Raw genomic sequence first — 25162 nt, forward strand, 5'->3', positions numbered from 1 at the left:
TAAGGAACTCCATTTTAAGTTCACTTGAACTTATTTTAAGAACTTAAAAGAAAATATACAAGGTTCATATGGAATCGTAGCAGGTCACCTACCTCCAATTTACACGGAAAATAAGGCTTAATAGAACCCGCACGGCTCATTGCTTCGCTTTACAAGCCTAGTTTGAGGGCGTATGATGAGTTCGAATGAACTTGAAATGTAAGAAAGGGAGGAAAGCAGATGGAGTCTTTTACCCTTACTCGTCGTGATATGGCCCATTTGCTGCTGGCCATGGAAGGTCGCCGCGAATTGCAGCCTTTGGCCGTTCTTCAGGACGCCTGGAGGCGCACTCATAGCCATCTTGCCCGCTCCGGGAGCACGATGCCGACATTTTTATACACCGACGTGACACCTGTGCTAGATAAAATTATCAAGGGTAAGCACAGCGCAGCCTTTTCGCTACAGGAGATCGTTTCTCTGGGTCAACTGGTCGAATACAGCCATGTCTCACTGGCCTCTATGCAAAATTGGGTCAAACGTGACTTCAAGGAATTTCTCGGCGCTCCGAAGATCGGCAAAAAGTACTCGGTCAACCAGGCTGCTATATTGCTCATTGTAGAAGATTTAAAATCATGTCTTGATTTTGAATCCATCCGTCAGCTATTTCATATCCTGTTCCAACAACCCGAAGATGATACGGACGATCTGATTCAGCCGGTCGATTTGTACGCCGCCTATTCAACTTTGTTTGAGGAGCTGGATGCGAACGGAGATCAACTGCTTGATGTGGCAGTAGCAGGCTTTGCAAAAGACAACGGAATTTCCGTTACAGGACAGCAGCGTCAAGAAAGTGCGACAGAGGAGTTGCTGGTTCAGGCGGCTGATCAATACACCAGTCGTTTACAGCATTTGACCCCTAACCAGTGTGAAGCGGTGCGTAATACTTTGCTGGTGGCAGCAGTAGCGGTACAAAATAGTTATTTTTTGTCCATGGCACGTCGGTATGTGAATGCGACGTTGTTTCTGGACTTCCAAGGGTAAATCAGGATTGGCACTAGAAGCCAATCCTATTTTTTTTGCTCTTTTTAGAGGATTGTCTACCCTTTTGGAGACTGAAAAAGTATACAAAAGAGGTATATACACTAAAACGCTGTCAAAGATACAATAAACATATATAATCCAGCAATTGGAAAAACTTTGAATATCTCTTCCAAAGCATCTGGATACACACACAGGAGGTAATGGCATGTCCGATGTCTCCATCATCATTTGTACCCGCAACCGGATCGAAGACCTGACACGCTGTATACAATCTATTGCAGTACAGCAGCAATTGGAGCATACGGCTGTAGAACTGCTAATTGTTGATGACGGCGATATTTCCGACCAACAGATCGAGCAGTACCGTCACATGGTATCCGGATTGCCTCAAAGCGTTTTGAAATATTATAAAAAAAGTCGTCCCGGCGTTTGGTTATCCCGCTATGAGGCCTTGTCCCTTGTGCGGTATGATATTGTGCTGTATTTTGACGATGATGCAGAACTGGACGATAAACTCTATATCCGGCGCTTGCTCGATACCTATGATCAGGATGAAACGATTGTGGGTGTTGGAGGGATTGCAAAGGGATTACATTCGAGCCGGGCAGGAAAGCTGCTGGGCGTTTTGACATTTCAGATGTCTCCATCCCTCGGCAAGCTCTCGCCTAGTAGTCTGGCAGGTTCTTTGCTGCGTTGGGGCGAAGCAACGGAGGTTTTCGATACAGAATTTTTCCATGGCTGCAATATGTCATTTCGGAGGGATGCGCTTCGGGACATGAAGCCGTATCCGTGGATGACCAGTTATGCCGTGGCTGACGATTTGTACATGTGCCAGTTGGCGAGCCGTTACGGCAAATTGGTTATCAATCCTGACTTAACCATCATTCATCATGAATCCCCAAGCTCGCGCGATAAGGCGGGCAAAGTAGCCAAGGCTACAGCGATTAACCACTATTATTTTCTTGCCTTGAAAAAGGCTGGAGTGATTCAGTATGGAGCCCTTTTATGGACCTTATCCTACTTGATGCTCAAAGAAACGCTGCGTCGCAATTTTAATGCCGCAGATGGATACAAGCAGGGGGTGTTGTTCATTCTGAACCCGCGCAAGCAAAAATATAACGAATATTTAGGCCCGGCGGTTCAGTAATCCGTTTTATACACATTGACAGGATAAAGGGGGAGTATGATGTTAAGCTTGTCCATTGCTCTGTGCACCCGAAATCGGGTTGATGATCTGACCCGATGCATCAATTCAATTGCCATTGGGGGAGCACCGGAGGCATGTGAAACCGAGCTATGGATTATTGACGACGGAGAACTGCCGAAACATGTGCTGGAACGTTATGAGCGTCAGTTGGGCAGAGCGGGAATTACCTACCGATATCATCGTAAGGAGCAGCCGGGATTATGGTTATCTCGTGTAAAGACAGCTGAACTTGCGCAGGGTGACATCATTTTGTTCCTTGACGATGACGTTGAGCTGCCGAGCAGCTACTTGAATGAGTTGATGCGTACCTATGAGGCTTACCCGCAGGCCGCTGGTGTCGGCGGTATCGCACAGGGAATGAGTAACAGCTTCATGGGAACAATTCGATGCTTGCTGTCATTCCAGCAGTCTTTGTCCAAAGGAAGGCTATCCCTCAGCGGTCAGTCCGGCTCGATGTATAACTGGCATAAGGCCAAGAAGACGTTTAGAACCCAGTTTTTCCATGGCTGTAATATGTCATTTCGTCGTGAAGCGATTCGCGGTCTGGAGCCGGTACCTTGGTTGCAAAGCTATAGCGTAGGCGAGGACTTATTACTTTCGCGCATCGCGATGAAAAGCGGTCCGTTATACATTAACCCGGCGCTTACGCTGCTTCATCACGAATCGCCGTCCTCACGCGACAATATGGAGCAGGTTACTTATATGCGGGTGATGAATCATATTCATTTGCTGCGTGACGAGGGATCTGGGCCTATCGGTTATGCAGCACTATACTGGACGACGTTGTATCAGATTTTGAGAGAAAAGCCCAAGAAAAATCATACTGCCATTCAAGGCTATAGAAGAGCGCTGAAAGCGATCTTTTCAAGCCCGAAGGAGCCTGTTGGCGGGGGACAGTTGCCTGAACGTAATTCCAAAAAAACGGTAGGCTGATGGAGGTGCGTCATAAGACGCGATTGAGCATAGAGACGAGAGGCTTAATAAGGAACAGGAGTTGGACGTAACATGAGCACATGGACAGCAGCAAGGAAAGTATTCACGGGTGACAGTCTCGCTAAAACGATCATGCGCACGAGCTTTAACAATTTTTTTGTGCTAATCGTCACGACCCTGACTTCCATCCTGACCGCACGTATGCTCGGAGTAGAGGGGAAAGGAGAACTGGCGGCAGTTCTGTTCTGGCCTACACTGATCGGCAGTGTGTTGAGCTTCGGATTACCAACGTCGTTAATTTACAACATCAAGAAGAAAACAGGCACGACGGAAGAACTGCTGGCGTTGTCGCTCTGGATTCAGTTGCCTGCCAGCTTGTTGGCAGGGGCTGTGGCCTGGATATGCATGCCGCTGTGGCTGAATGGTTATGGTGCGGACATCATCCAACTGTCCCAGCTTTATTGTGCGGCAGCCATACCACTGGCAGTGCTTACAGCGCTGACGACAGCATTGTCGCAAGGACTGGATCGGTTTAGCGTATATAATGGTCTGTTGTTTTACTACCCGTTACTGAATTTCATCGGTCTGGTGACACTGTGGCTGATGGGCTTGCTCAATGTGCAGCTGGCTGGGGCAGTGAATTTTGCCGCGAGTTTCCTTGCACTAGTGTGGGCGTTCCTCCGTTTGCGCAAGTATATGAATGTGCGTGCTTTCCGTCCATTTACCAGCCGCCAAGTGCTTCGTCCTTATTATAGCTATGGAGCGAGGGTTTACGGGATGGAACTGATGGGGACGCTGTCCACACAAACGGACAAAATCGTTATTGTGGCGCTGCTATCACCCAAAGCGTTCGGCCTGTACTCTGTCGTCTACGCCTTGTCTCGTGTGTTCAATGTGGTGCAAAATGCCGTCACTAACGTTACCTTTCCAAAAGTGACGGGGATGGAGCACAGCAAGATTGTCGAAACGGTAGGACGTGCTTTTCGCATCTCTATGGCTGCGATGCTAATCGTCATTGTGCCTGCTCTCTTCATTGGACGATACATGCTGGGTTTGCTGTACGGCCCCGCTTTCCTGGAAGCATCGCTAACGTTCTACCTGCTGTCACTGGAATGTATCATTGGTGGCGGCTCATGGATTCTGGCTTCGGCCTTTAACGCGCTGGGACGTCCGGGACTGGTATTGTTCCGGCAAATTGTAGCCTATGCGATCACCGTCGGTCTATTTTTTATTTGTACACCGATCTTTGGTCTGGACGGCATTGCGATTGCTTTGCTTGTAGGCGCTTGTGTACGATTGGCGTTCTCACTGTTCTCATTCCCGATGTTTTTCAATGTTCCGCTATCACGGATCATTTTTGATAAAAGTGATATTACATTTGTCATTCAGACTATACAAAAGAAGCGCAGGAAGGGAGAACTGAAAGATGCCGAATTTGCATCCCATGGCTAAACTGAAAAATAAGCTGAGCGTCATTCTCGACGTAGTCCCCCAAGGTTCGAATATCATTTATGTCGATTATCCCGTCTATAATAACGGTGGGGATGTACTCATCATGAAAGGCACCGAGGCGTTCTTCAAGGATAATGGCATCCGTGTCCGTGCCCGTTATAGCGCTATGGATATTCCCGATCGACTTCAAATTCCGGGTGACTGGATTATCGTGTGCCACGGCGGCGGCAACTTCGGCGATCTCTATTCAAATCACCAAAATTTGCGAGAACGCATCGTTCGCGATTTCCCTAACCACCGAATTGTGATTATGCCGCAGACGATCCACTTTCAATCTGAACAGAAGGCTAATGAAGTCGCTACCTTGTTCAATGCTCATCCGGATCTACATATGTTTGTGCGGGATACACGCTCTTATCAGTGGGCTAAGGACAAGCTGAACCAGTGCAGTATCACACTATGTCCTGATATGGCACACCAGCTCTGGCCATTGAAGCCGACTACGGAAACCGTGAAGGATGTATTGTATTTCCTGCGCACAGATATTGAAACGGTGGGTGGACAAAAGAAGTTCGATGACGAGGCAGATGCCGCTCACCGGCTGGACTGGGATACTTTGTTCACTCCGCTGGAAGTGAAGGGAATTGTCTATTTCCAGAAGTTTTATCGACTGGATAAGAAAATCGGTGGCCCATTACCTACGCGTACATTCTGGTACAAGTATACAGACCATCTCATGAACAAAGCGGTTACGCTGTTCAGCTCTTACCGAGAGGTTCGCACTTCACGGTTGCACGGTCACATTCTGGCCTGTCTGCTTGATATGCCGCATGTTGTCATTGACAACTCCTACGGCAAGAACTCGCAATATTATAATACCTGGACACAGCCGAATCCAAAGGCGCAGCTGTTTAGTGAAGCTCCAAGTGCGTTGGAGCAGCCATCTTAATAGTAAGAAAAGATACGTAGATTAATTTCAAAGGTATGATAACGGCAAAAAATCTCCTGACCATTTCATTGGTTAAGGGGGTTTTTCGTTTAAGGATATATAGAGCATCAGTATAATTGTTAATTAGATAAATTATTAAGGCAATGAATATTTAATGGCTTAAATACCGCTTCATTTTGACAATTCATTTCATGAATAGATATAATTTATGGGATAAAACTCGTAGGAATATTGGGAACTCCCTAACTTTTGCAGAATAACATGAAAGTATATTTATTTAAATGAATCGAGGCTGACGAATGAGTAATCAATCGATGGATATGCTTCTCACGAAGGATATCGTGCGTGAAGGGGAACCGATTTTGCGCACAAAGGTTGAGCCGGTATGCCTGCCGCTGTCTGAAGAGGACCTGCAACAGATGCAATGGATGCTGGATTATCTGAAAAATAGCCAAAATGAAGAGCTGGCCACCCGCTATGATCTACGCCCGGGTGTGGGGCTATCCGCGAACCAGGTAGGTTTGAACAAAAGAATGTGCGCTATTTATTATGAAGATGGGGACAAAACGGTAGAGTATGCATTGTTTAATCCGAAGCTGGTCAGTCACTCCACGTCCATGATTTATTTGGAACAGGGAGAGGGGTGCTTGTCTGTAGATCGGTACGTAGCCGGATATGTACCGCGTTACGAAAAAATTCGTATTAAGGCCACTTTACCAGACGGAACACAAGAGCTATTGACTTTCAAAGGTTATGCAGCGGTTGTCGTGCAGCATGAAATGGACCATTTGGACGGCATTATGTTCTATGACCGTATCAACCCGGAAGATCCGCACAAGCTGCCGCAGGGAGTGCATATCGAACCTTTTGTACGTAAATAGTTTAGGAATTGTAAAGTGTGGTGACTCCGTTCGCCACATTTTTAAATTTTACAAAAATATAGATATAGAGGTTACGAAGCTTTAAACTGGAAACGTGTAGATTGTGATAGAGAATGTGAAAATACATAAAAATGTAAGCGCTTATCTTTTGGGAGGGATGGCATGAATCGTGGAGTACGGCTTTTGATGAATAATATGCGTATGCGGAATAAGCTGCTGTTCTCCTACGTACTGATTGTCATGATCCCGGTGCTGGTGGTGGGCGGTTGCGTTACTTTTTATTTGCGAGAGCAGGCATTGAATAGTGCAATTGCCCAGACGGTAAACAATGTGGAAAAGATCAAGAGCCAAACGGCAAATTTACTGCGTGTGCCAACGGATATTTCAAATGGGCTCATGTTCGATAAAAGGCTGAGGGAGATGGCGAACCGACGGTATCCGGGTATGGTAGAGCTGATGAATGCGTATCATCAATACAAGGATTTTAATGAGTATACTCAGCAATATAGAGAAGTTGCTACCATCCGGTTCTATTCGTACAATCCGACGCTTGTCAATAATCTGGAGTTTATTCCAGTGGACTCTAACATTGAGCGGCAGCAGTGGTTCCAGACGGCTTTGAAGGGGACGGCGATTAACTGGTTTTACATTCAGGATAAGGAAGATAACCCGGTTAATCGCCTGAGCCTGGTACGGCAAATTCCATTTCCCGAATACAATACCAAGGGAGTTCTGATGATATCGCTGAGCCAGACCGAGTTGAATCATATGCTGAGCAAGGAGCCTTTTGAAACATTGATTACGGATCGTAACGGGATTGTGGTCGCAGCTACTCATCCACAGTCGGTGGGCCAAACGTTGAGCGATTTACATTTGGGCTTTGACGTCCAGCGTGCGGGTAAGGGGATATATGAAGCGAAAATCAATGGAGTGCCCTCCAACATCATCGTGGATGAGCTGCTGCCCGCCTCCAGTGTGAGCGGATTTACGATTATTTCAGTGTTTTCGACGGAGCATATTGTACAGGGAGCCAACCGAATCAGCCTGATTGGTGCTTTATGTGTTCTTGCAGTGCTGGTTATGGCACTGATTCTGATCACCATCATTTCCTGGCTGATTACCAAACGACTACAGCGGTTGAGCTATGAGCTGGGTAAGGTAGCCGCGGGCGATTTTCATGTGGTATCGAGTGTGGAGGGAAAGGATGAGATCGGGGATTTATCCCGCCGTTTCAACTATATGGTGAGTAGTATTCGCCAACTCATGGCGCAGGTCTATGAGACGAGTGAGCACAACAACAGGCTGGAATTGGCACAAAAGGATATCAAGCTAAAAATGATGGCCAGCCAAATTAATCCGCACTTTCTGTTTAATGCGTTAGAGTCCATTCGAATGAAAGCACATCTGAATGGGGAAGCGGAAATTGCAACGACGGTGCGTTTGCTTGGCAGGCTGATGCGCCGGAATCTGGAGATTGGTAGTGGTAAAACGACGGTACTACAGGAGCTGGATATGGTGCGATCCTATTTGCAAATTCAGCAGTTCAGATTTGGAAATCGTTTGATCTATGAAGTGAATTTGGAAGAAAGCGCGACGGACATGTCGATTCCTCCCTTAATCATACAACCGCTGGTGGAAAATGCAGTCATTCATGGCCTGGAAAATAAGGAAGAGCCAGTTACCGTGAAGGTAGATATTACAATAGAACAAAGAGAGTTGAAAATTAAAGTAGAAGATGACGGGATCGGCATGGAAGCTGGGCAACTGACCCGTCTGCTAGATCGGATCAGGGGGGCGGATGAGCCGGAAGGGAGCAGTATTGGCCTGCGTAATGTACACCAACGTCTGACATTGATGTACGGCGAACGTTATGGACTGCATATTGAAAGCGCATTACAAGTAGGAACAACCGTATACTTTTCCATACCAAGGGAGGAAGAGTCAAATGTATAAAGCAATGATTGTAGATGATGAGCCTGCGATTCGTGAAGGATTGTCCTCTATTATTGACTGGGGGAATTGTGGCTTCCGTATTGTCGATACGGCAGGGAACGGACGCGAGGCTCTGGATAAGTTCGGAGAGCATCGGCCGGAGCTGGTCATTGTAGATATTCGTATGCCCGGGATGAGTGGACTGGAGGTCATACGAAGCATACGTGAAAAGAACGGAGAGCCGTTTCATTTTCTCATATTAAGCGGATATGCAGACTTTGATTATGCACGGCAAGCCTTGGGCTTCGGGGTAGATGGCTATCTACTGAAGCCAGTTGATGAGGAAGAAATGACGACAGAGTTGAAACGGGTATGGCAAAACATTGAGGACGAGAAAGAAGACGGCAAATGGGGAAGTACGCCTTCCCATGAGCGTAATTGGATCGAAGCATTATTGTTTCCGGTTCATCGAGAGCATGCTCGTAAGGCCGTAGAAGGCAGCGATTCTCTGCACAAAGCATCCGAGCAAGCTGAACATCAAAGCGGTAACGGAAAACATGGACAACAGCCCGCGTTACCAGCCTTGGACTGGAGTAGCTATCAGGTTATTCTGCTGGATTTACGTATTCCTGACTGGGATCGACAAGCTCGGCAGTCGGCAGCAAAGCAGCGGCTAACGGAATTGTGTCATGAGCAGGGCAGAGGTATCGTGTTTGAGGCTGGAATATATATGGGTCTTTTGCTTCCCGCCACGTTAAAAACGGAGAAAGATGCTGTTCAGTTACTGGCTACTTGGCGACAGGAGCTAAAGCCGTGGGCAACGGAAATTTATGTGGCTGCCGGTGATCCTGTATCCATTCTTAACGACATTCCCAGATCTTTTGAGCAGGCACTACGATTGTTAGAACGTACGTTTTTGTTCCGGGCAGAAAGAGTCATGCTTTCCGGAGACCTATACGAATCGGAGACAGTTGAGACTGAAATGAGTGGAGCGTCTGATCGTGCTACAAATGATCCCCTACGTTATGCAGAAAAGCTGTACTATGCGCTAGATATGGCTAATAGTGAAGCTGCAACCCGTGTCATTAAGGAAATGGAAGACCAATTTCCACGGATTTATTGCACAGAATCTGCAATCAAGGCGGCGTTCGCCCAAACATTCACACTGGCGTTGAACAAGTATGCAGCCGGACAGGATCACAGCAGAACCGTGCTGGAGGAGCACTCCAGCTTTATAACCGATGTATATGCTTATTCCACATTGGGCGAGCTGGTGGATCACTCGCTGGAGCATGTGTTGCAATGGATTGGCCAGATTGAATCTGGTGGCAAGGGCATCATCATGAAACAAATGATTGACTTTATACATAGTCATTATGATGAAAATTTGCGACTGGAGTTACTGGCAGATATGTTCAATTACAATAGTGGCTATTTGGGCAAACTGTTCAAAAGTCATACTGGCGAGGCCTTTAATGCCTACCTGGATAAGGTGAGGATTGAGCGAGCAAGGGAATTGCTTGCACAAGGAATTAAGGTACACCAGGTGGCGGAACGCGTGGGATATGCGAATGCAGATTATTTTCATAGTAAATTTAAAAAGTATGCTGGAATGTCACCTTCCTCCTACCGTAATCGGGTTCAAAAGAACGGAGGAACAGATGGCTGTTGATAGATTCCTAGGTTTAACGGTATGAAGTCTCTCTTGCAGATGTCGGAGGTATAACCTTCGAACGAAGAGAGGCTCTTTTTTTATGGTGAAAAAATGGATAGATCAATCGAAAATGTCACATTTATTATGTAGTTTAGGGCGTTTTCATCAAATCGCCACCATTATGACACAGCTTTGACACGATGTTCACATTTTCGATTCTATTTCATTTAAATTTATTCTATATAATGGGGATAAATCTGAAGCCGGATCATGACAACCATGGTGAAGGTAGTTGGTGAGTCATTATCTAAAAAGTGACCGCTGCATATGTAAGAATGTGAATACTATCACAAATGTAGAAGACTTCAGATTAAAGACACTATAAATCATTGTTAAGAGAAGTGCAGGGGGAGGAGCAGCATCATGGACGTATTGGATTTGGCACGGTTGCAGTTTGCAACCACAACGATTCTTCACTTTGTTTATGTGCCGATCTCTATTGGATTGTCGTTATTGGTGGCAATTATGGAGACTATGTATGTTATCAAGGAAAATGACTTGTACAAAAAAATGGCTCAATTCTGGGGAACGTTTCTGCTGATTAACTTTGCACTGGGCGTAGTCACCGGGATTTTGCAAGAATTCCAGTTCGGGATGAACTGGTCGGACTTTTCCCGTTTTGTCGGTGATGTATTCGGTACGCCGCTGGCGATTGAAGCATTGCTTGCATTTTTCCTGGAATCGACGTTTATCGGATTATGGGTATTCGGTTGGGAAAGATTGTCCAAAACGGTCCATTTAATCTGTATGTGGTTGGTATCTATCGGTACGATGTTATCGGCATTGTGGATTCTAGCAGCTAATTCATTCATGCAGCGTCCCGTAGGATATGAGATTCAAAATGGACGTGCAGAAATGAAAGATTTTGCCGCTCTGCTAACGAACGAACAACTGCTATGGGAATTTCCGCATACGCTGTTTGCTGCTTTTGCGACAGGAGCATTTCTGATCGCGGGTATCAGTGCATGGAAGCTGATGCAAAAAAAGAATATGGACTTTTTTAAACCTTCTTTCAAATTGAGCATTATTGTTGCCTTAATCAGCGCCATAGCTATTCCTTTGTTTGGTCATGGTCAGGCTCAATATTTAGTGAAAACACAACCGATGAAGATGGCTGCCAGTGAGGGCTTATGGGAGAACAGCGGTGACCCCGCTCCTTGGACAGTTATCGCATGGATTGATCCTGGAAAAAAGGAAAATACCTTTGAGATTAAAGTTCCTTTTGCTTTGAGTTTTCTATCCTATAGTAAATTTACCGGTTCTGTGCCTGGTATGAATGAGCTTCAGGCAGAATATGAGAAAACCTATGGTCCGGGAGATTATATCCCGCCAGTAAGAACCACGTTCTGGAGCTTCCGCATTATGATTGCGGCGGGATGTGGCATGATTGCACTCGCTTTATACGGAGCTTACCTGACGTTCCGTAAAAAGTTGGAAGGTTCACATCGCTGGTTCTTCCGTCTTATCATATGGGGGATATCCCTTCCATTCATTGGGAATACTTCAGGTTGGATCATGACTGAAATAGGTCGCCAACCGTGGACTGTATTTGGTTTACTTCAAACGAAAGATTCTGTTTCGCCTACTGTTGTGGCTGGAGAAGTGTTGTTCTCGTTCATCTCATTTACCACATTGTATTTAATTTTAACAGGTGTGCTGGCGTTTCTGTTTTACCGTACGGCTCGCAAAGGTCCAGATATTGAGCCGCATCAACAAACGGTAATTCATGATCCATTTGCTCAAGGGGGTGACACCATTGTCGCTAAATGATTTATGGTTCCTATTGATTGCTGTGCTGTTTACTGGCTTCTTTTTTCTGGAAGGTTTTGATTTTGGCGTAGGAATGGCCACAGGATTGGTGCCGCGTAATGACCAACAAAAACGTTTGATGATCAATACGATTGGTCCGTTCTGGGATGCCAACGAAGTGTGGCTGATTACAGCAGCAGGTGCGATGTTTGCCGCTTTCCCGCATTTTTATGCAACCATGTTCAGCGGATATTATCTGGTATTTGTCTTTATTTTGCTAGGTTTGATCTTGCGTGGAGTTTCTTTTGAGTTCCGGGGCAAGGCTGAAGGGAAATGGTGGACAGGAACGTGGGATACCTGCATTCTGATTGGTAGCTTTCTACCGCCGATGCTGTTCGGTATGGCTTTTGCGGCTTTGGTGAAAGGTGTACCTATTCAGCAAAACATGGATTTGAAAGCTGGATTTTCCGATGTGTTCAATGGATACACCGTATGGATTGGACTGACAGTGGTCGGAATGTGTCTAATGCACGGACTGACGTTTATTTCCCTGCGGACGATTGGAGAAGTACGGGATCGCGCGCGTGTGATCGCGTCCAAGTTTCTTCCGGTATTGGGCATTTTACTCGCGGGCATGGTGGTATGGACTTATTTTGCAACGGATTTATTTGCACGTCGCGGTCCCTTTATGTATGCTGCGGTTGCGGTTGGAATTGTCGCCTATGTGCTGACAGGGTACTTCCTGAAGCAGCGCCGCGAAGGATGGGCCTTCGGGATGACAGGTGCAGTGATTTTGCTGACCTTCGTTTCGTTATTCGTCGGTTTGTTCCCAAGATTTATGGTGAGCTCGATTAACAGTGCTTTTGATTTAACGATTTATAATGCAAGCTCCAGTCATTACACACTGAAAGCCATGACGATTGTTGCAGCAACGCTTTTACCCTTTGTGCTGGCTTATCAGGCATGGAGCTATTTTGTTTTCCATAAGCGTCTCAGTGAGAAGGATCATTTGGAATACTAATGGATAAGGCATGGTTTGAATTAAAGGGCATTCGGCCAGTGATGCTGCTACTGGCAGCCCTTTCCCTGCTCCAGGGGGCCGCAGTGATTGCACAAGCAGTCTTCTTGGCAAAGGCTGTTACGATTTTATTTGAACAAAATCCGCTGGTCATGGCTTGGCCGTCGCTGGCGTTGTTTTTCGCTGCTTTTGCAATGAGGCATACGGCGATCTGGCTGCAACGCCGGACAGCTGGCCGTTTTGCCGAAGCTTCAGGCGCTTCCTTACGGGAGCGTCTGCTTGCACGTTTGTTCGAACGGGGGCCGGGTTTTGCAGCGCAGGAAGGCAGCGGCAAGTTGGTGACGCTAGCGCTGGACGGCATGGATCGTTTTCGCACGTATTTGGAACTGTCCATTCCTCGTATGATTGACATGATGGCTGTAACTATACTTGTGCTTGTGTATGTTTTCACATTGGATGTCATTTCAGGTGTGATATTGACGACTACGATGCCAATTCTGGTAGGCTTCTTTATTTTGCTCGGCTTGGCGGCTCGGAAGCAGGCAGACAAGCAGTGGCGTTCCTATCGTCTGTTATCTCATCATTTCACGGATTCGCTGCGTGGACTTCAGACACTAAGATTTTTGGGTCGTAGCCAAGAGCATGGGGAAACGGTTGGGAAGGTCAGCGACCAATACCGCACGGCAACGATGCGCACGCTGCGGGTAGCGTTTCTTTCCTCATTTGCCCTTGATTTTTTTAGTATGCTATCGGTCGCTTTTGTCGCGGTAGGCTTGGGTCTGCGCCTGATTAGTGGCTCGGTGGGTTTGGAGGCAGCACTGGCGGTGCTTATTCTGGCACCAGAATATTTTATGCCCATACGCCAGTTGGGATCAGACTATCATGCTTCACTGGATGGCAAGGAGGCTTGGGGAGCAATACGCTCCATTCTCAGTACAGAAGATGATGCGACTAAGCCAAATAAACAGGCAGCTAACGATAAAGGATTGGACATCACGGGACAGGACATCCTCGAACTGTCTGATGTGTGCCTCCTTAATGAAGACGGTTCGGCTCGGCTTGAACATGTGTCTGCACATGTTGAACCACACATGAACATGATTGGCATCGTTGGAGCTAGCGGTGCAGGTAAAACGACGCTGCTTAGTCTGCTTGGAGGCTTTGCTGATCCCACTTCGGGCGAGCTGCTCCTGAATGGATGTGGATTGGCTGGGGATGCCAAAGCTGAGTGGCAACGGCATATTGCCTATATTCCACAGCATCCATACCTGTTTAGCGCTTCTCTGGCAGATAATATCCGATTTTATGAACCGGAGGCATCCAACCAGCAGGTAGAGTGGGCGATTGACGCGGTTGGACTGCGTGAACTGGTAGACGGTCTTCCGGGTGGAATGAATGAGCTCATTGGTGAAGCGGGGAGGACGTTGAGCGGAGGACAGGCGCAGCGGATTGCATTGGCGCGGGCATTGCTCAGTAATCGTCCAGTCATTTTATTGGATGAGCCTACGGCGCATCTGGATATTGAGACAGAGTGGGAGCTAAAACAGACGATTTTATCGGTTTTGAAACATAAGAGAATGTTTCTTGCTACCCATCGGCTTCATTGGATGCCGGATATGGATTGTGTCTGGATGATGGATCAAGGTCGGCTAGAAGAAGTAGGTTCCCATCAGCAATTGATTGCCCGTGAGGGGGCGTATTACCGATTGCTGACGGGGATGTCGGAAGGAGGGAACGGACGATATGAGAGTAACGGACAATAGCAGACAAGGCTGGTTTGTAACGTATCTGAGACAATATTTTTGGGCCTTTCTGGTAGCTGCTCTTTTGGGCGCACTGGCCATTGGATGTGCGGGCGCGTTGCTCTTTACGTCCGGTCATCTGATTACCCGTTCGGCCTTAAAACCGGAAAATATATTAATGGTGTACGTTCCCATTGTGCTTGTGCGAACATTTGGCTTTAGTAAAGCGGTTATTCAGTACCTGGAGCGCTTGGTAGGACATGATGCCGCACTACGCCTTGTGTCCCGTATGCGGGTGCGCTTATATCGGGCAGTGGAACCGCAGGCGCTGATGATTCGCAGCAAATTCCGTACAGGGGATCTATTGGGATTGCTGGCAGAGGATATTGAGCAGCTTCAAAACATCTATCTGAAGCTAGTTCTGCCTGCGCTATCGGCTTTGCTGATTTATGCAGCAGGCATCTGGGCGCTCGGACGGATGGACGGAACCTTTGCCTTGCTCATGGCGCTATATGGCGGATTTTTGCTTTTTATTGCCCCAGCCATCTCACTATGGACCTCACTCGCCAAACGGCGAATGTTCAAGCAGGAACGGAGTAAAGCCTATCAGGAGCTGACGGATGCTCTGTTCGGCATGAGTGATCTGGTGCTGAGCGGACGGACTGGGCATTTCCTGAGTACCTTTACACAACGGCACAATAGGGCTGCCGTAATGGAAAACTCACTTCGCCGGAGCGAGTGGCGTTCTCATTGGATCGCACAATGCGTTGTAGGTGGCGGGGTTGTGATTATGACTGTGTGGGCCGGAGGACTGGTAGCACAGAATCGTATAGAAGCCACATGGCTGGCATCCTTTGCCCTTGTGGCTTTCCCATTGCTGGATGCCTTCGTTCGCGCTGGAGAAGCAGTGGTTCATGCGCCGGAGTATCAGGATTCACTTCGACGGTTAAAGGATTCGGAGAAGGACACACCTACACCTGGAGCAGGTGAAACAGCAGGCACTCTAGAGGAACAAGCCACCGCTCTGCGATTGGGTCACGGAGGGGACCTGCTGCTGAACAAGGTAAGCTACCGCTATGCGGCAACGCAGGAATGGAGCGTGCGTGATATCTCTTTGCACGTACCGCAGGGGGGCAAGGTTGCATTACTTGGTCGCAGTGGTGCGGGCAAGTCCACGCTGCTGAACCTGATTCAGGGAGCATTGCAGCCTGATGAAGGTAGCGTCACTGTCGCAGGGATTCCCGTATACACAGGTGGAGCATACTCCAGTCTATTTGCAGTGCTAAACCAGCAGCCATATTTATTCGATACAACGCTAGCGAACAATATTCGGCTGGGACGTCCCGATGCTACGCTGGATGAGGTTCGTGCAGTAACAGAGCAGGTAGGGCTTGGAACTCTAATCGATTCTTTGCCGGAGGGCTACGATACCCGAATGCAGGAGACGGGTCTTCGTTTTTCCGGTGGAGAAAAACAGCGAATTGCACTGGCGCGGATTTTGCTGCAAAATCACCCGATTGTTTTACTGGATGAGCCGACAGTGGGGCTTGACCCGCTGACAGAGCATGAGCTCATGCAGACGATGTTTCGTGTGCTGGAGGGTAAAACGCTCATCTGGATCACGCATCATCTCACAGGAATGGAGCATATGGACGAGGTGATCTTTATGGAAAAAGGGGTCATTTCCATGCGAGGAAGCCATGAACAGCTGTGGCAGGAGCAGTCCCGATACCGTAGCCTGTATGAACTGGATCATCCGAGCCTGTGAAACGAGGTATTTAAAATTTTGATTAACTTTTATATACTGGTTAGAGTTGATGCGTCACATGTAGACACTCAACTGTAGACACTCAACTGGAGGGGCTGATATGAATGAAAGCACTTATCTCTAAGCATTGGCATTTGATGCTGATTGGTTTTGTAGCCCTGAGCATGGGCGGGTTTGTCTTGTTTTATTTTCAGGGGAGCGTGTCGTCGTTTCCGGCCAGTCAACCTAAACAAGCTCAGGAAGAGCCAGACAAGACCAAGTATGAGATTGTTACAGTGGGTGTAAAAGGGGACGGTTTCTATCCTAAAAATATTGAAGTGAAAGCTGGCGTTCCAACCAAAATCAATTTCAAGAAAATGACATCCTTTACTTGCATTGATGAAGTGCAGTCGTTGAAGATCGGAATGGACGTTTATCTGGATCACGAAAATAATTATTTTACCGTCAAGGACTTGAAGCCGGGGGTATATGAGTATAATTGTGGCATGTACATGTACTTTGGGACGATCACAGTAAAATAAATCAAAATAGCTTTCTAGCACATTGATGCTAGAAAGCTATTTTTTTCCTTTAATCAATTAGGTTAATTGCGACAGTCTGTATATACCATCATCCACCTGTGGTGCAATATGCATTATCCTTTATCCTTTACCTCTGATCAGCTTACATTGCTGATCTTTTGTTTTTTACAAGACTTCTCTCAGAAAATTTACATGAGAACGGAGCAGGCGGAATGGTGCTGGACAAGCGAAGCGGTCGCCTTTGTCCCCGGATTTCTACCTTTGGTTGCTTATTCAAGAAATCCGGGGACAACAGCGAGGGAAGCACCATCCGCATGCGTAGTGGTACGAATGTAATTTTTTTCATCCCATATATCTAATTTTGAACTGATTTTTCTCCTAATTCGTCGGGTACCCGCTTTCAAGCCAGCAAAGTATGATAATAGTATCTAGAGATGAGGAGGAGCTTGTTATGGGATCTTCAACTGAAACCGCTTCCAGTAATGGAGCTGTGATTCCTGAATCCAACCGGGGAAGACCGCGCAAGGCTCGCGGCCCAAAGCCTGAACTTGGTAGAAAAGGCTTGTGGGACAGTGTGAAGCAGCAAAAGTATCTTTATTTTATGTCTATTCCTTTCGTCATATGGGTGTTTGTTTTCAGCTATCTTCCGCTCTGGGGCTGGACGATGGCGTTTCAAAATTATAAGCCAGCTAAATCTTTTTCGGACCAGAAATGGGTAGGGCTGAATAACTTTATTGAGCTATTTCAGGATGAACGATTTTATCTGGTATTACGCAATACGCTAGCGATGAGCCTGATGGGGATTATATTTGGTTTTGTCGTACCGATCTTCTTTGCAATTCTGTTAAATGAGCTGCGTGGTATGCTGTTCAAACGGTTTGTGCAGACAATATCCTACCTTCCGCATTTTGTATCCTGGGTAGTTGTAGCCGGTTTGGTCACCAAGATGCTGTCCATTGACGGAGGCATTGTCAACGATATATTGGTAGCGCTTCATATTGTGGATGAACCGATTCAGTTCATGGCAAAGGGGAGCTGGTTCTGGTACATTGTAACCGCTTCCGACATTTGGAAAGAGACGGGCTGGAATACGATTATTTATTTAGCTGCAATCACCGGAATTGATCAAGAACAGTATGAAGCGTCGCGTGTGGATGGAGCGAGCCGCTGGAGACAGATGTGGCATATTACACTGCCGGGTATCCGCTCGACGATTGCCGTTCTGTTCATTATGGCGATTGGACATCTGGTGAGCAACGGTTTTGAAAAGCAGTTCTTGCTTGGCAATAGTCTCGTGACGGATTATTCCGAGGTGCTGGATCTGTACGCGCTCAATTACGGGATTAATTTGGGTCGCTTCTCTTATGGGACGGCAATTGGTATTTTCAACTCGCTGGTTAGCATTCTGCTGTTGTTTACGGCGAACGGTATATTCAAAAAACTAACTAAAGAAAGCATTATGTAGGGAGGGAGAGGCGAAATGACGAATAAGGCATTTAATGCTACCCGATCTGAGAAGCTGTTTGATCTGTTCAACTATATCCTCATGGCTCTGATCGTGGTGTTGACGCTGTACCCATTTCTGAACGTACTTGCGATTTCCCTGAACAATTCAACGGACACGGTTCGCGGTGGTATTTATATATGGCCCCGCCAATTTACGCTCGAAAATTACAAAACGATTTTCCAGTATGATGGCCTTCTTCAGGGACTGCAAATATCTATTCTTCGTACTTTGGTTGGGACGGTACTCGGATTGATCTGCGCGTCTATGCTTGCTTTTACATTGAGTCGGGTCGAGTTTCGCGCTCGTAAGTTTATTTCTACGTTTTTGGCGTTGACGATGTATTTTTCCGGCGGGATGGTGCCCGTGTTTATTTTGATGCGTGATCTGCATCTGCTGGGTTCGTTTTGGGTGTACATTTTTCCAGGCTTAATTAGCGCATTTAACGTGTTTGTTATTCGTTCCTTTATGGACGGTTTGCCGTATGCGCTACAGGAGTCAGCCAAACTCGATGGGGCGAATGATTTTACGATTTACTGGAGAATTATTTTGCCACTGTGCAAACCAGTATTGGCAACGATTGCTCTTTTTCTGGCAGTAGGTCAGTGGAATGCTTGGTTTGATACGTATTTGTATAATGGTGGGGCGCCGCAATGGACGACGCTACAGTATGAGCTGATGAAGATACTGCAAAGTACGCAGCAAGGCGGCTCCAGTATGACGAATAGTAACGATATGGCTAAGCAAATGGCTCAAATTTCACCAGAGTCGATTAAAATGGCAATCACGATTACGGTTACGCTCCCCATCCTGATGGTGTATCCGTTCTTGCAAAAATATTTTGTAGGCGGTATGACGCTGGGGGCAGTGAAATCATAAAAATCGGGATACCGGTAGTGAAATAGAAGTTATTTGCAGGAGAAGTCATCATAGGAATATAGGAGGATTTATACATGAACAAACACTGGTCCAGATTTGCACTGATTCCCTTGCTCGCGGTGTCTCTTACCGCACTCGCAGGTTGTGGAGGAAGCGATAAAGCAGCGAAGGAAGGCGCGTCCAGCGGCACAGACCCGATTACATTTAGCTTCTTCGGAGCAGATACAAGCCCGCAATGGAATGGAATGAAGGATGAAATAGGCAAGGAAATCACCAAGAAAACAGGTGTAACCTTGAATGCGGAATTTGATGTCAGCGGCGGAGGTGGAGATGACCGAATTGCTTTGATGGCAGCAAGTGGAGAATACCCGGACTTGGTTTCTCCTAAAGCGAATATTAACAAGCTTGTGGATGCGGGGGCCATGATTGATCTGACAGATCTGATCAACGATCACGCACCCAACCTCAAAAAGCTATATGGACCCTATATGGATCGTTTGAAATACAGTAATAAAGATCAATCCATCTATGTCCTTCCTACGTATGCAGGTGTGGGACAGGAGAGTTTTGACGCGACGGGCGGATTTGAAATTCAGCATAAGGTGCTCAAGGAGTTAGGTTATCCAAAGGTAAGAACGCTACAGGATTATGAAAACGTACTCAAAACCTATACAGCCAAGCATCCAACGATCAATGGCAAAAAAACGATACCACTCACGCTGGATGCAGACGACTGGAGAATTATGATTACCGTAACGAATCCTGCCTTCCAGACGACTGGAGCGCCAGATGATGGTGAATATTTTATTGATCCCACAACATTTGAAGCGAAGCTTCATTACAAACGTCCTGAAGAAAAGGAATATTTCCGTTGGTTGAACCACATGTACAATGAAGGGCTGCTCGATAAAGATTCGTTTGTGCAAAAAAGTGATCAATACAAATCCAAAATTGCCAGCGGCCGTGTCCTCGGTCTGATTGATCAGGAGTGGGGGTATCAGGATGCCGAAAATGCGTTAAAAGCTTCAGGCAAGGCCGATTCCAGCTACGCGCATTTTCCAGTTACACTTTCGGAGAAATACAAGGATAGCTCCTTTCAGGATACGGGCTTCGCGTCCGGTTATGGTGTAGGGATTACGGAAAATTGCAAGGACCCGGTGAGGGCTATTAAATTCCTTGATTATTTAGCTTCTGATGAAGGACAAGTGCTAGTGAACTGGGGGATCGAGGGCAAGCATTATGAGATCAAAGACGGCAAACGCGTCATTCCTGCCGATGTACTGGAGCAAAAAACGAACAATGCAACCAACTTCAATAAATCCACGGGTATAGATTTGTATACGCTCATCAGTGGACACTATGGTGACGGCGTGAAGGACCCAACGGGTAACTACTATACTGCCAAATTCCCGGAGCAAATTGTCGCAGCTTATTCGGAGCCGGAGAAAGAATCACTTAAAGCGTATGGCGTAAAAACGTGGAAAGATCTGTTCCCGGACAAGAAAGAATTTGATGTAAAGCCTTGGGGCGCAGCCTATAACCTGACAACAGACAATGAATCCAACTATAACGTTACATTCAAAAAAACGACAGACATTATCCGCAAACGTATACCCGAAGCTATTTTAGCACCAGCTTCCAATTTTGATACGGTATACGACAACATGATTAAAGAACTGGATGCCGCCGGAGCTGTCCAAATGGAACAGCAATACACGCAACTGGTGAAGGACAGAGTGGAGTTATGGAGCGGTAAGGCTTCTAAATAGCTGACTGCTTTTAACGAAATTTTGAATGCCGGAAGACAGAGCGCTTGTCCTTATGGTCCATACGGGATTAGCGCTCTGTTTCATCTTGATGGGGGAGGGCTTGATGTGACGAAAGGCAAAAGACCACAGTCCCTGCGTTTATGGTATCGCCAACCTGCTGAGGTATGGGAGGAAGCATTGCCAGTCGGCAATGGAAGACTGGGAGCTATGGTATTTGGCGGAATCAGAGAGGAGCATTTGCAATTAAACGAGGATACACTCTGGTCAGGGTTTCCCAGAGACGGCGTTCAGTATGATGCTTTGCGATATTTGCAGCCTGTCAGAAAACTGATTGCAGATGGAAAATACAAGGAAGCGGAACAACTGATTAATGCGAATATGCTAGGTCGCGATACGGAAGCCTATCAGCCTTTGGGAGATTTGTGGATTACGCAGGAGGGCCTAGGGGAAATTGTGCATTATGAGCGAGAACTGGATTTGCTGACCGGAACGGCAGCGGTCACTTTTCAAAGTGATGGAGTCCGCTATACTCGTGAAGTTATCGCTAGTGCGCCAGATGGAATCATGATGGTGTCACTGACTGCGAATAAGCTTGGGAAGATCCATGCATCTGTGCGCATCACTTCCCCCCATCCTTGTGAAGACGAGGTTGGAGAGGATGCACATTTTGGTGATTCATCCAAATGGGATAGCGATAATGGCGATCCATCCGATGAGCCGATCTGGGACTTTATTACGTTGACTGGGCGAGCGCCCAGTCATGTGGAATCTAATTATCACGGCAATCATCCACAGTCTGTCGTTTATGAAAATGATTTGGGGATGGCTTTTGCAGTTCAGGCGAGGGTTATTCCTGAGGGAGGAACCTTGACGAAGGGTGCTGATGGAGCACTGATCATCTCGGGCGCCGATAAAATCACGGTGTATTTAGCAGCAGCTACCGGATTTCAGGGATTCCACGTTATGCCGAATAGTGATGCAACGGAATCAGTAGAAGCATGTCAAGTCATTTTAGACGGAGCAATTTCGCTGGGAAGTGAGCAGGTGCGGCAACGCCATGAACAGGAACATCGAAAGCTGTTTGACCGCGTTGCATTAGAACTGGGAGGTGATACTCTAACCGACGAGTCCGTTCTACCGACCGATCTGCGATTAGAACGTTATCAGAAAGGCCAGGCCGACCTGGGGCTGGAGGTGCTGTTATTTCAGTATGGCCGTTATTTGCTCATGGGCAGCTCGCGTCCGGGGAGTCAGCCCGCCAATCTTCAGGGCATCTGGAATGACCGGGTGCAGCCGCCGTGGAACAGTAATTATACAACCAATATCAATACGCAGATGAACTATTGGCCCGCAGAGGTATGCAATCTTGCCGAGTGCCATGAACCATTGCTGCACATGATTGGAGAAGTGGCTCGTACGGGACGGAGGGTAGCCTCCATCCATTATGGTGCTCAAGGGTGGGCAGCTCATCACAATGTAGATGTGTGGAGATACGCCGGACCTTCAGGGGGCCATGCCAGTTGGGCGTTTTGGCCGCTTGGGGGTGTATGGCTCACTGCTCACCTATGGGAGCGCTATCTGTTTACCCTGGATACAGCCTATCTGGCAGAACAAGCTTATCCCCTCATGAAGGGGGCGGCAGCCTTTTGCATGGACTGGCTCGTGGAAGGCCCGGAGGGTCGGCTTGTGACATCCCCATCCACATCACCTGAAAATAAATTCAAAACGCCGGATGGCGAGGAATGCAGTATATCTATGGGCTCCACCATGGATATGACGCTGATTCGGGAGCTGTTGGATAACTGCATTCAAGCTGCGGACCTGTTGGAATTAGACGATGAGTTCCGCAACCGCTGTGAGGAGACACGGGCACGGTTAATGCCCTATCAAATCGGACGTCACGGCCAGTTACAGGAATGGTTTGTCGATTTTGAGGAAGCGGAGCCTGGGCATCGACATGTTTCGCATCTATATGGGTTATATCCCGGTCGACAAATTCACATCCGTGATACCCCGGAGCTGGCTGAGGCAGCCCGTATATCGCTGCGTCGACGGCTTGATCACGGTGGTGGGCATACCGGATGGAGCTGTGCCTGGTTGATTAACCTGTACGCTCGGCTGGAAGATGGCGACGCCGCACATCGGTATGTTCGCACGTTGCTGTCGCGATCGATCTATCCTAATTTATTCGATGCTCACCCGCCTTTTCAGATCGACGGTAATTTTGGTGCGACAGCGGGGATTGCAGAAATGCTGCTACAAAGCCGTCCGGGAGAGCTGACGTTACTGCCTGCCTTGCCAACGGCATGGTCGGAGGGAAGGGTCAGTGGATTGAAGGGGCGTGGCGGGATGACGGTCGGCATGGAATGGTCTGGTTCCAGGCTCGTCCGTGCTGAATTGACCGCGTCTGTCCAGACGGGAAGCTGCACAATTCGCTATTCACATCCGTTTAGCGCAGATGCTCGTCAGGCTCTGCCTGATCCTGAGCATGGAGGATTTATTTTGTCATGGATTTTTACCAAAGAGCAGGAAATAACGAACCAACATACGATTATAATTGAAGGAGAGGAAGAGATAATATGACCATTTTTCAATTTCCGCAGGACTTTATGTGGGGGACCGCGACGGCAGCTTATCAAATCGAGGGAGCTTATGAGGAGGATGGGAGAGGTTTGTCGATCTGGGATACCTTTGCCCATACGCCTGGCAAAGTATTCAACGGTGATAACGGCAATGTAGCTTGTGACAGCTATCATCGCTACGAGGAAGATATCCGCCTAATGAAGGAGCTGGGCATTCGTACATACCGTTTTTCAGTGTCCTGGCCGCGTATATTTCCCAATGGTGACGGTGAAGTCAATCAAGAAGGATTGGACTATTATCATCGCGTAGTCGATTTGTTGAACGAAAATGGGATTGAACCGTTTTGTACACTGTACCATTGGGATCTGCCTCAAGCGCTTCAGGATGCTGGAGGATGGGAGAATCGTCGCACGATTCAAGCGTTTGTCCGGTTTGCAGAAACCATGTTCCGCGAGTTTCACGGTAAAATACACCATTGGCTAACATTCAATGAACCATGGTGCATCGCCTTTTTATCCAATATGCTGGGTGTTCATGCCCCGGGTCTGACAAATCTTCAGACAGCCATTGATGTAGGACATCATTTGCTAGTTGCGCATGGTCTTTCTGTGCGCCGTTTCCGCGAGCTGGGCACCAGTGGCCAGATCGGTATCGCTCCCAATGTCTCCTGGGCTGTTCCTTACAGCACATCTGAGGAAGATAAAGCCGCTTGTGCGCGCACCATTTCCCTGCACAGTGACTGGTTTCTTCAACCTATTTATCAAGGCTCGTATCCTCAGTTTTTGGTAGACTGGTTTGCGGAGCAGGGAGCCAGCGTGCCTATTCAGGATGGGGATATGGATATTATCGGCGAGCCTATTGATATGATCGGTATCAATTACTATGCTATGTCAGTTAATCGTTTTAATCCTGAAGCCGGGTTTCTTCAATCTGAAGAAATCAATATGGGGCTACCTGTAACGGATATCGGTTGGCCAGTGGAGTCGCGTGGGCTGTACGAGGTACTGCATTATTTGCAAAAATACGGTAACCTCGATATTTATATCACAGAGAATGGGGCTTGTATCAACGATGATGTCGTGAATGGCAAGGTTCAGGATGACCGTCGCATTTCGTATATGCAGCAGCATTTGGTGCAGGTACACCGGGCTATTCATGACGGTCTTCATGTCAAAGGATATATGGCATGGTCACTTATGGACAATTTTGAGTGGGCAGAGGGATATAATATGAGATTTGGCATGATTCATGTTGATTTCCGCACACAGGTCCGCACCCCGAAGGAAAGTTACTATTGGTATCGAAATGTAGTAAGTAATAACTGGTTGGAGACCAGACGTTAAACGATAAACGAAGAGATGTTTTGAAAATAAGGCAGATTTAGGCCTGTCTCTGCTCCCTTTTGTTTGAACACTGGGTCTTCCGGGGTAATAATAGTCAAGATATGCAGAGGGTTGTTTCAGGTATGTAGAGACCAAGGGAATAAAGAAGCAAGATATGTGCATACTGACAAAAATACCGGACGAGGGCGCTAAAAATTA

The 25162-nt window shown here is 47.2% G+C and carries 18 protein-coding genes; all 18 read left to right on the forward strand.

Annotated features, from left to right (window positions below; translation table 11 throughout):
• Positions 1-219: 219 nt before the first annotated feature.
• The 18 genes from NLX74_RS17800 to NLX74_RS17885 all read left to right on the forward strand — a co-directional run bounded on the left by NLX74_RS17800 (position 220) and on the right by NLX74_RS17885 (position 24964).
• On the forward strand, positions 220-1020 hold the full coding sequence (locus tag NLX74_RS17800) for a DUF1836 domain-containing protein (RefSeq protein ID WP_254329507.1): 801 nt from the start codon (positions 220-222) through the stop codon (positions 1018-1020).
• A gap of 205 nt (positions 1021-1225) precedes the next feature.
• The gene (locus tag NLX74_RS17805) at positions 1226-2167 is read left to right on the forward strand and encodes a glycosyltransferase family 2 protein (protein WP_235309915.1); all 942 of its coding nucleotides are present in this window, start codon (positions 1226-1228) and stop codon (positions 2165-2167) included.
• Positions 2168-2206: 39 nt separating this feature from the next.
• The gene (locus NLX74_RS17810) at positions 2207-3160 is read left to right on the forward strand and encodes a glycosyltransferase family 2 protein (protein WP_254329508.1); all 954 of its coding nucleotides are present in this window, start codon (positions 2207-2209) and stop codon (positions 3158-3160) included.
• A 72-nt stretch (positions 3161-3232) separates the two neighbouring features.
• The gene (locus NLX74_RS17815; protein ID WP_023990346.1) at positions 3233-4612 is read left to right on the forward strand and encodes a lipopolysaccharide biosynthesis protein; all 1380 of its coding nucleotides are present in this window, start codon (positions 3233-3235) and stop codon (positions 4610-4612) included.
• On the forward strand, positions 4587-5561 hold the full coding sequence (locus NLX74_RS17820; protein WP_254329509.1) for a polysaccharide pyruvyl transferase family protein: 975 nt from the start codon (positions 4587-4589) through the stop codon (positions 5559-5561). Before NLX74_RS17815 ends, NLX74_RS17820 begins: the two co-directional genes overlap by 26 nt.
• Positions 5562-5860: 299 nt before the next feature.
• Positions 5861-6442 (forward strand): peptide deformylase, encoded by a 582-nt coding sequence (gene def / locus NLX74_RS17825; protein ID WP_165179319.1) that lies wholly within the window; start codon positions 5861-5863, stop codon positions 6440-6442.
• Positions 6443-6604: 162 nt separating this feature from the next.
• On the forward strand, positions 6605-8395 hold the full coding sequence (locus NLX74_RS17830) for a cache domain-containing sensor histidine kinase (RefSeq protein WP_254329510.1): 1791 nt from the start codon (positions 6605-6607) through the stop codon (positions 8393-8395).
• A complete protein-coding gene (locus NLX74_RS17835; protein ID WP_254329511.1) occupies positions 8388-10046 on the forward strand; it encodes a response regulator transcription factor in 1659 nt (552 codons plus the stop codon). The genes NLX74_RS17830 and NLX74_RS17835 overlap by 8 nt, the downstream gene beginning before the upstream one ends.
• A 405-nt stretch (positions 10047-10451) precedes the next feature.
• Entirely contained in the window at positions 10452-11858 is a 1407-nt protein-coding gene (locus tag NLX74_RS17840) for a cytochrome ubiquinol oxidase subunit I (protein ID WP_254329512.1), read from the forward strand.
• Positions 11845-12858, forward strand: coding sequence for a cytochrome d ubiquinol oxidase subunit II (cydB, locus tag NLX74_RS17845; protein WP_254329513.1), 1014 nt, complete (start codon positions 11845-11847; stop codon positions 12856-12858). Before NLX74_RS17840 ends, cydB begins: the two co-directional genes overlap by 14 nt.
• The gene (gene cydD / locus NLX74_RS17850; RefSeq protein WP_254329514.1) at positions 12858-14618 is read left to right on the forward strand and encodes a thiol reductant ABC exporter subunit CydD; all 1761 of its coding nucleotides are present in this window, start codon (positions 12858-12860) and stop codon (positions 14616-14618) included. Before cydB ends, cydD begins: the two co-directional genes overlap by 1 nt.
• Positions 14599-16365, forward strand: coding sequence for a thiol reductant ABC exporter subunit CydC (gene cydC, locus NLX74_RS17855; protein WP_254329515.1), 1767 nt, complete (start codon positions 14599-14601; stop codon positions 16363-16365). The genes cydD and cydC overlap by 20 nt, the downstream gene beginning before the upstream one ends.
• Before the next feature lie 104 nt (positions 16366-16469).
• Positions 16470-16886 (forward strand): cupredoxin domain-containing protein, encoded by a 417-nt coding sequence (locus tag NLX74_RS17860; protein WP_254329516.1) that lies wholly within the window; start codon positions 16470-16472, stop codon positions 16884-16886.
• Between the two features lie 451 nt (positions 16887-17337).
• Positions 17338-18351: an ABC transporter permease gene (locus NLX74_RS17865; RefSeq protein WP_254329517.1), complete on the forward strand. Its 1014-nt coding sequence runs from the start codon at positions 17338-17340 to the stop codon at positions 18349-18351.
• A gap of 15 nt (positions 18352-18366) precedes the next feature.
• Positions 18367-19269: a carbohydrate ABC transporter permease gene (locus tag NLX74_RS17870; RefSeq protein WP_023990333.1), complete on the forward strand. Its 903-nt coding sequence runs from the start codon at positions 18367-18369 to the stop codon at positions 19267-19269.
• Between the two features lie 74 nt (positions 19270-19343).
• Positions 19344-21038: an ABC transporter substrate-binding protein gene (locus NLX74_RS17875; RefSeq protein ID WP_254329518.1), complete on the forward strand. Its 1695-nt coding sequence runs from the start codon at positions 19344-19346 to the stop codon at positions 21036-21038.
• Positions 21039-21143: 105 nt separating this feature from the next.
• Positions 21144-23621, forward strand: a complete 2478-nt coding sequence (locus NLX74_RS17880) for a glycoside hydrolase family 95 protein (RefSeq protein ID WP_235309928.1) — start codon at positions 21144-21146, stop codon at positions 23619-23621.
• Positions 23618-24964, forward strand: coding sequence for a GH1 family beta-glucosidase (locus tag NLX74_RS17885; RefSeq protein ID WP_254329519.1), 1347 nt, complete (start codon positions 23618-23620; stop codon positions 24962-24964). The genes NLX74_RS17880 and NLX74_RS17885 overlap by 4 nt, the downstream gene beginning before the upstream one ends.
• Positions 24965-25162: the final 198 nt, after the last annotated feature.

Source organism: Paenibacillus sp. MZ03-122A, from assembly GCF_024213325.1.
Taxonomy (GTDB): Bacteria; Bacillota; Bacilli; order Paenibacillales; family Paenibacillaceae; genus Paenibacillus; species Paenibacillus polymyxa_B.

What these genes read in the sequence shown, in the direction of transcription:
- NLX74_RS17800 (WP_254329507.1), top strand. Translation starts at nt 220, where the DNA reads ATGGAGTCTTTTACCCTTACTCGTCGTGATATGGCCCATTTGCTGCTG.
- NLX74_RS17805 (WP_235309915.1), top strand. Translation starts at nt 1,226, where the DNA reads ATGTCCGATGTCTCCATCATCATTTGTACCCGCAACCGGATCGAAGAC.
- NLX74_RS17810 (WP_254329508.1), top strand. Translation starts at nt 2,207, where the DNA reads ATGTTAAGCTTGTCCATTGCTCTGTGCACCCGAAATCGGGTTGATGAT.
- NLX74_RS17815 (WP_023990346.1), top strand. Translation starts at nt 3,233, where the DNA reads ATGAGCACATGGACAGCAGCAAGGAAAGTATTCACGGGTGACAGTCTC.
- NLX74_RS17820 (WP_254329509.1), top strand. Translation starts at nt 4,587, where the DNA reads ATGCCGAATTTGCATCCCATGGCTAAACTGAAAAATAAGCTGAGCGTC.
- def (WP_165179319.1), top strand. Translation starts at nt 5,861, where the DNA reads ATGAGTAATCAATCGATGGATATGCTTCTCACGAAGGATATCGTGCGT.
- NLX74_RS17830 (WP_254329510.1), top strand. Translation starts at nt 6,605, where the DNA reads ATGAATCGTGGAGTACGGCTTTTGATGAATAATATGCGTATGCGGAAT.
- NLX74_RS17835 (WP_254329511.1), top strand. Translation starts at nt 8,388, where the DNA reads ATGTATAAAGCAATGATTGTAGATGATGAGCCTGCGATTCGTGAAGGA.
- NLX74_RS17840 (WP_254329512.1), top strand. Translation starts at nt 10,452, where the DNA reads ATGGACGTATTGGATTTGGCACGGTTGCAGTTTGCAACCACAACGATT.
- cydD (WP_254329514.1), top strand. Translation starts at nt 12,858, where the DNA reads ATGGATAAGGCATGGTTTGAATTAAAGGGCATTCGGCCAGTGATGCTG.
- cydC (WP_254329515.1), top strand. Translation starts at nt 14,599, where the DNA reads ATGAGAGTAACGGACAATAGCAGACAAGGCTGGTTTGTAACGTATCTG.
- NLX74_RS17860 (WP_254329516.1), top strand. Translation starts at nt 16,470, where the DNA reads ATGAAAGCACTTATCTCTAAGCATTGGCATTTGATGCTGATTGGTTTT.
- NLX74_RS17865 (WP_254329517.1), top strand. Translation starts at nt 17,338, where the DNA reads ATGGGATCTTCAACTGAAACCGCTTCCAGTAATGGAGCTGTGATTCCT.
- NLX74_RS17870 (WP_023990333.1), top strand. Translation starts at nt 18,367, where the DNA reads ATGACGAATAAGGCATTTAATGCTACCCGATCTGAGAAGCTGTTTGAT.
- NLX74_RS17875 (WP_254329518.1), top strand. Translation starts at nt 19,344, where the DNA reads ATGAACAAACACTGGTCCAGATTTGCACTGATTCCCTTGCTCGCGGTG.
- NLX74_RS17885 (WP_254329519.1), top strand. Translation starts at nt 23,618, where the DNA reads ATGACCATTTTTCAATTTCCGCAGGACTTTATGTGGGGGACCGCGACG.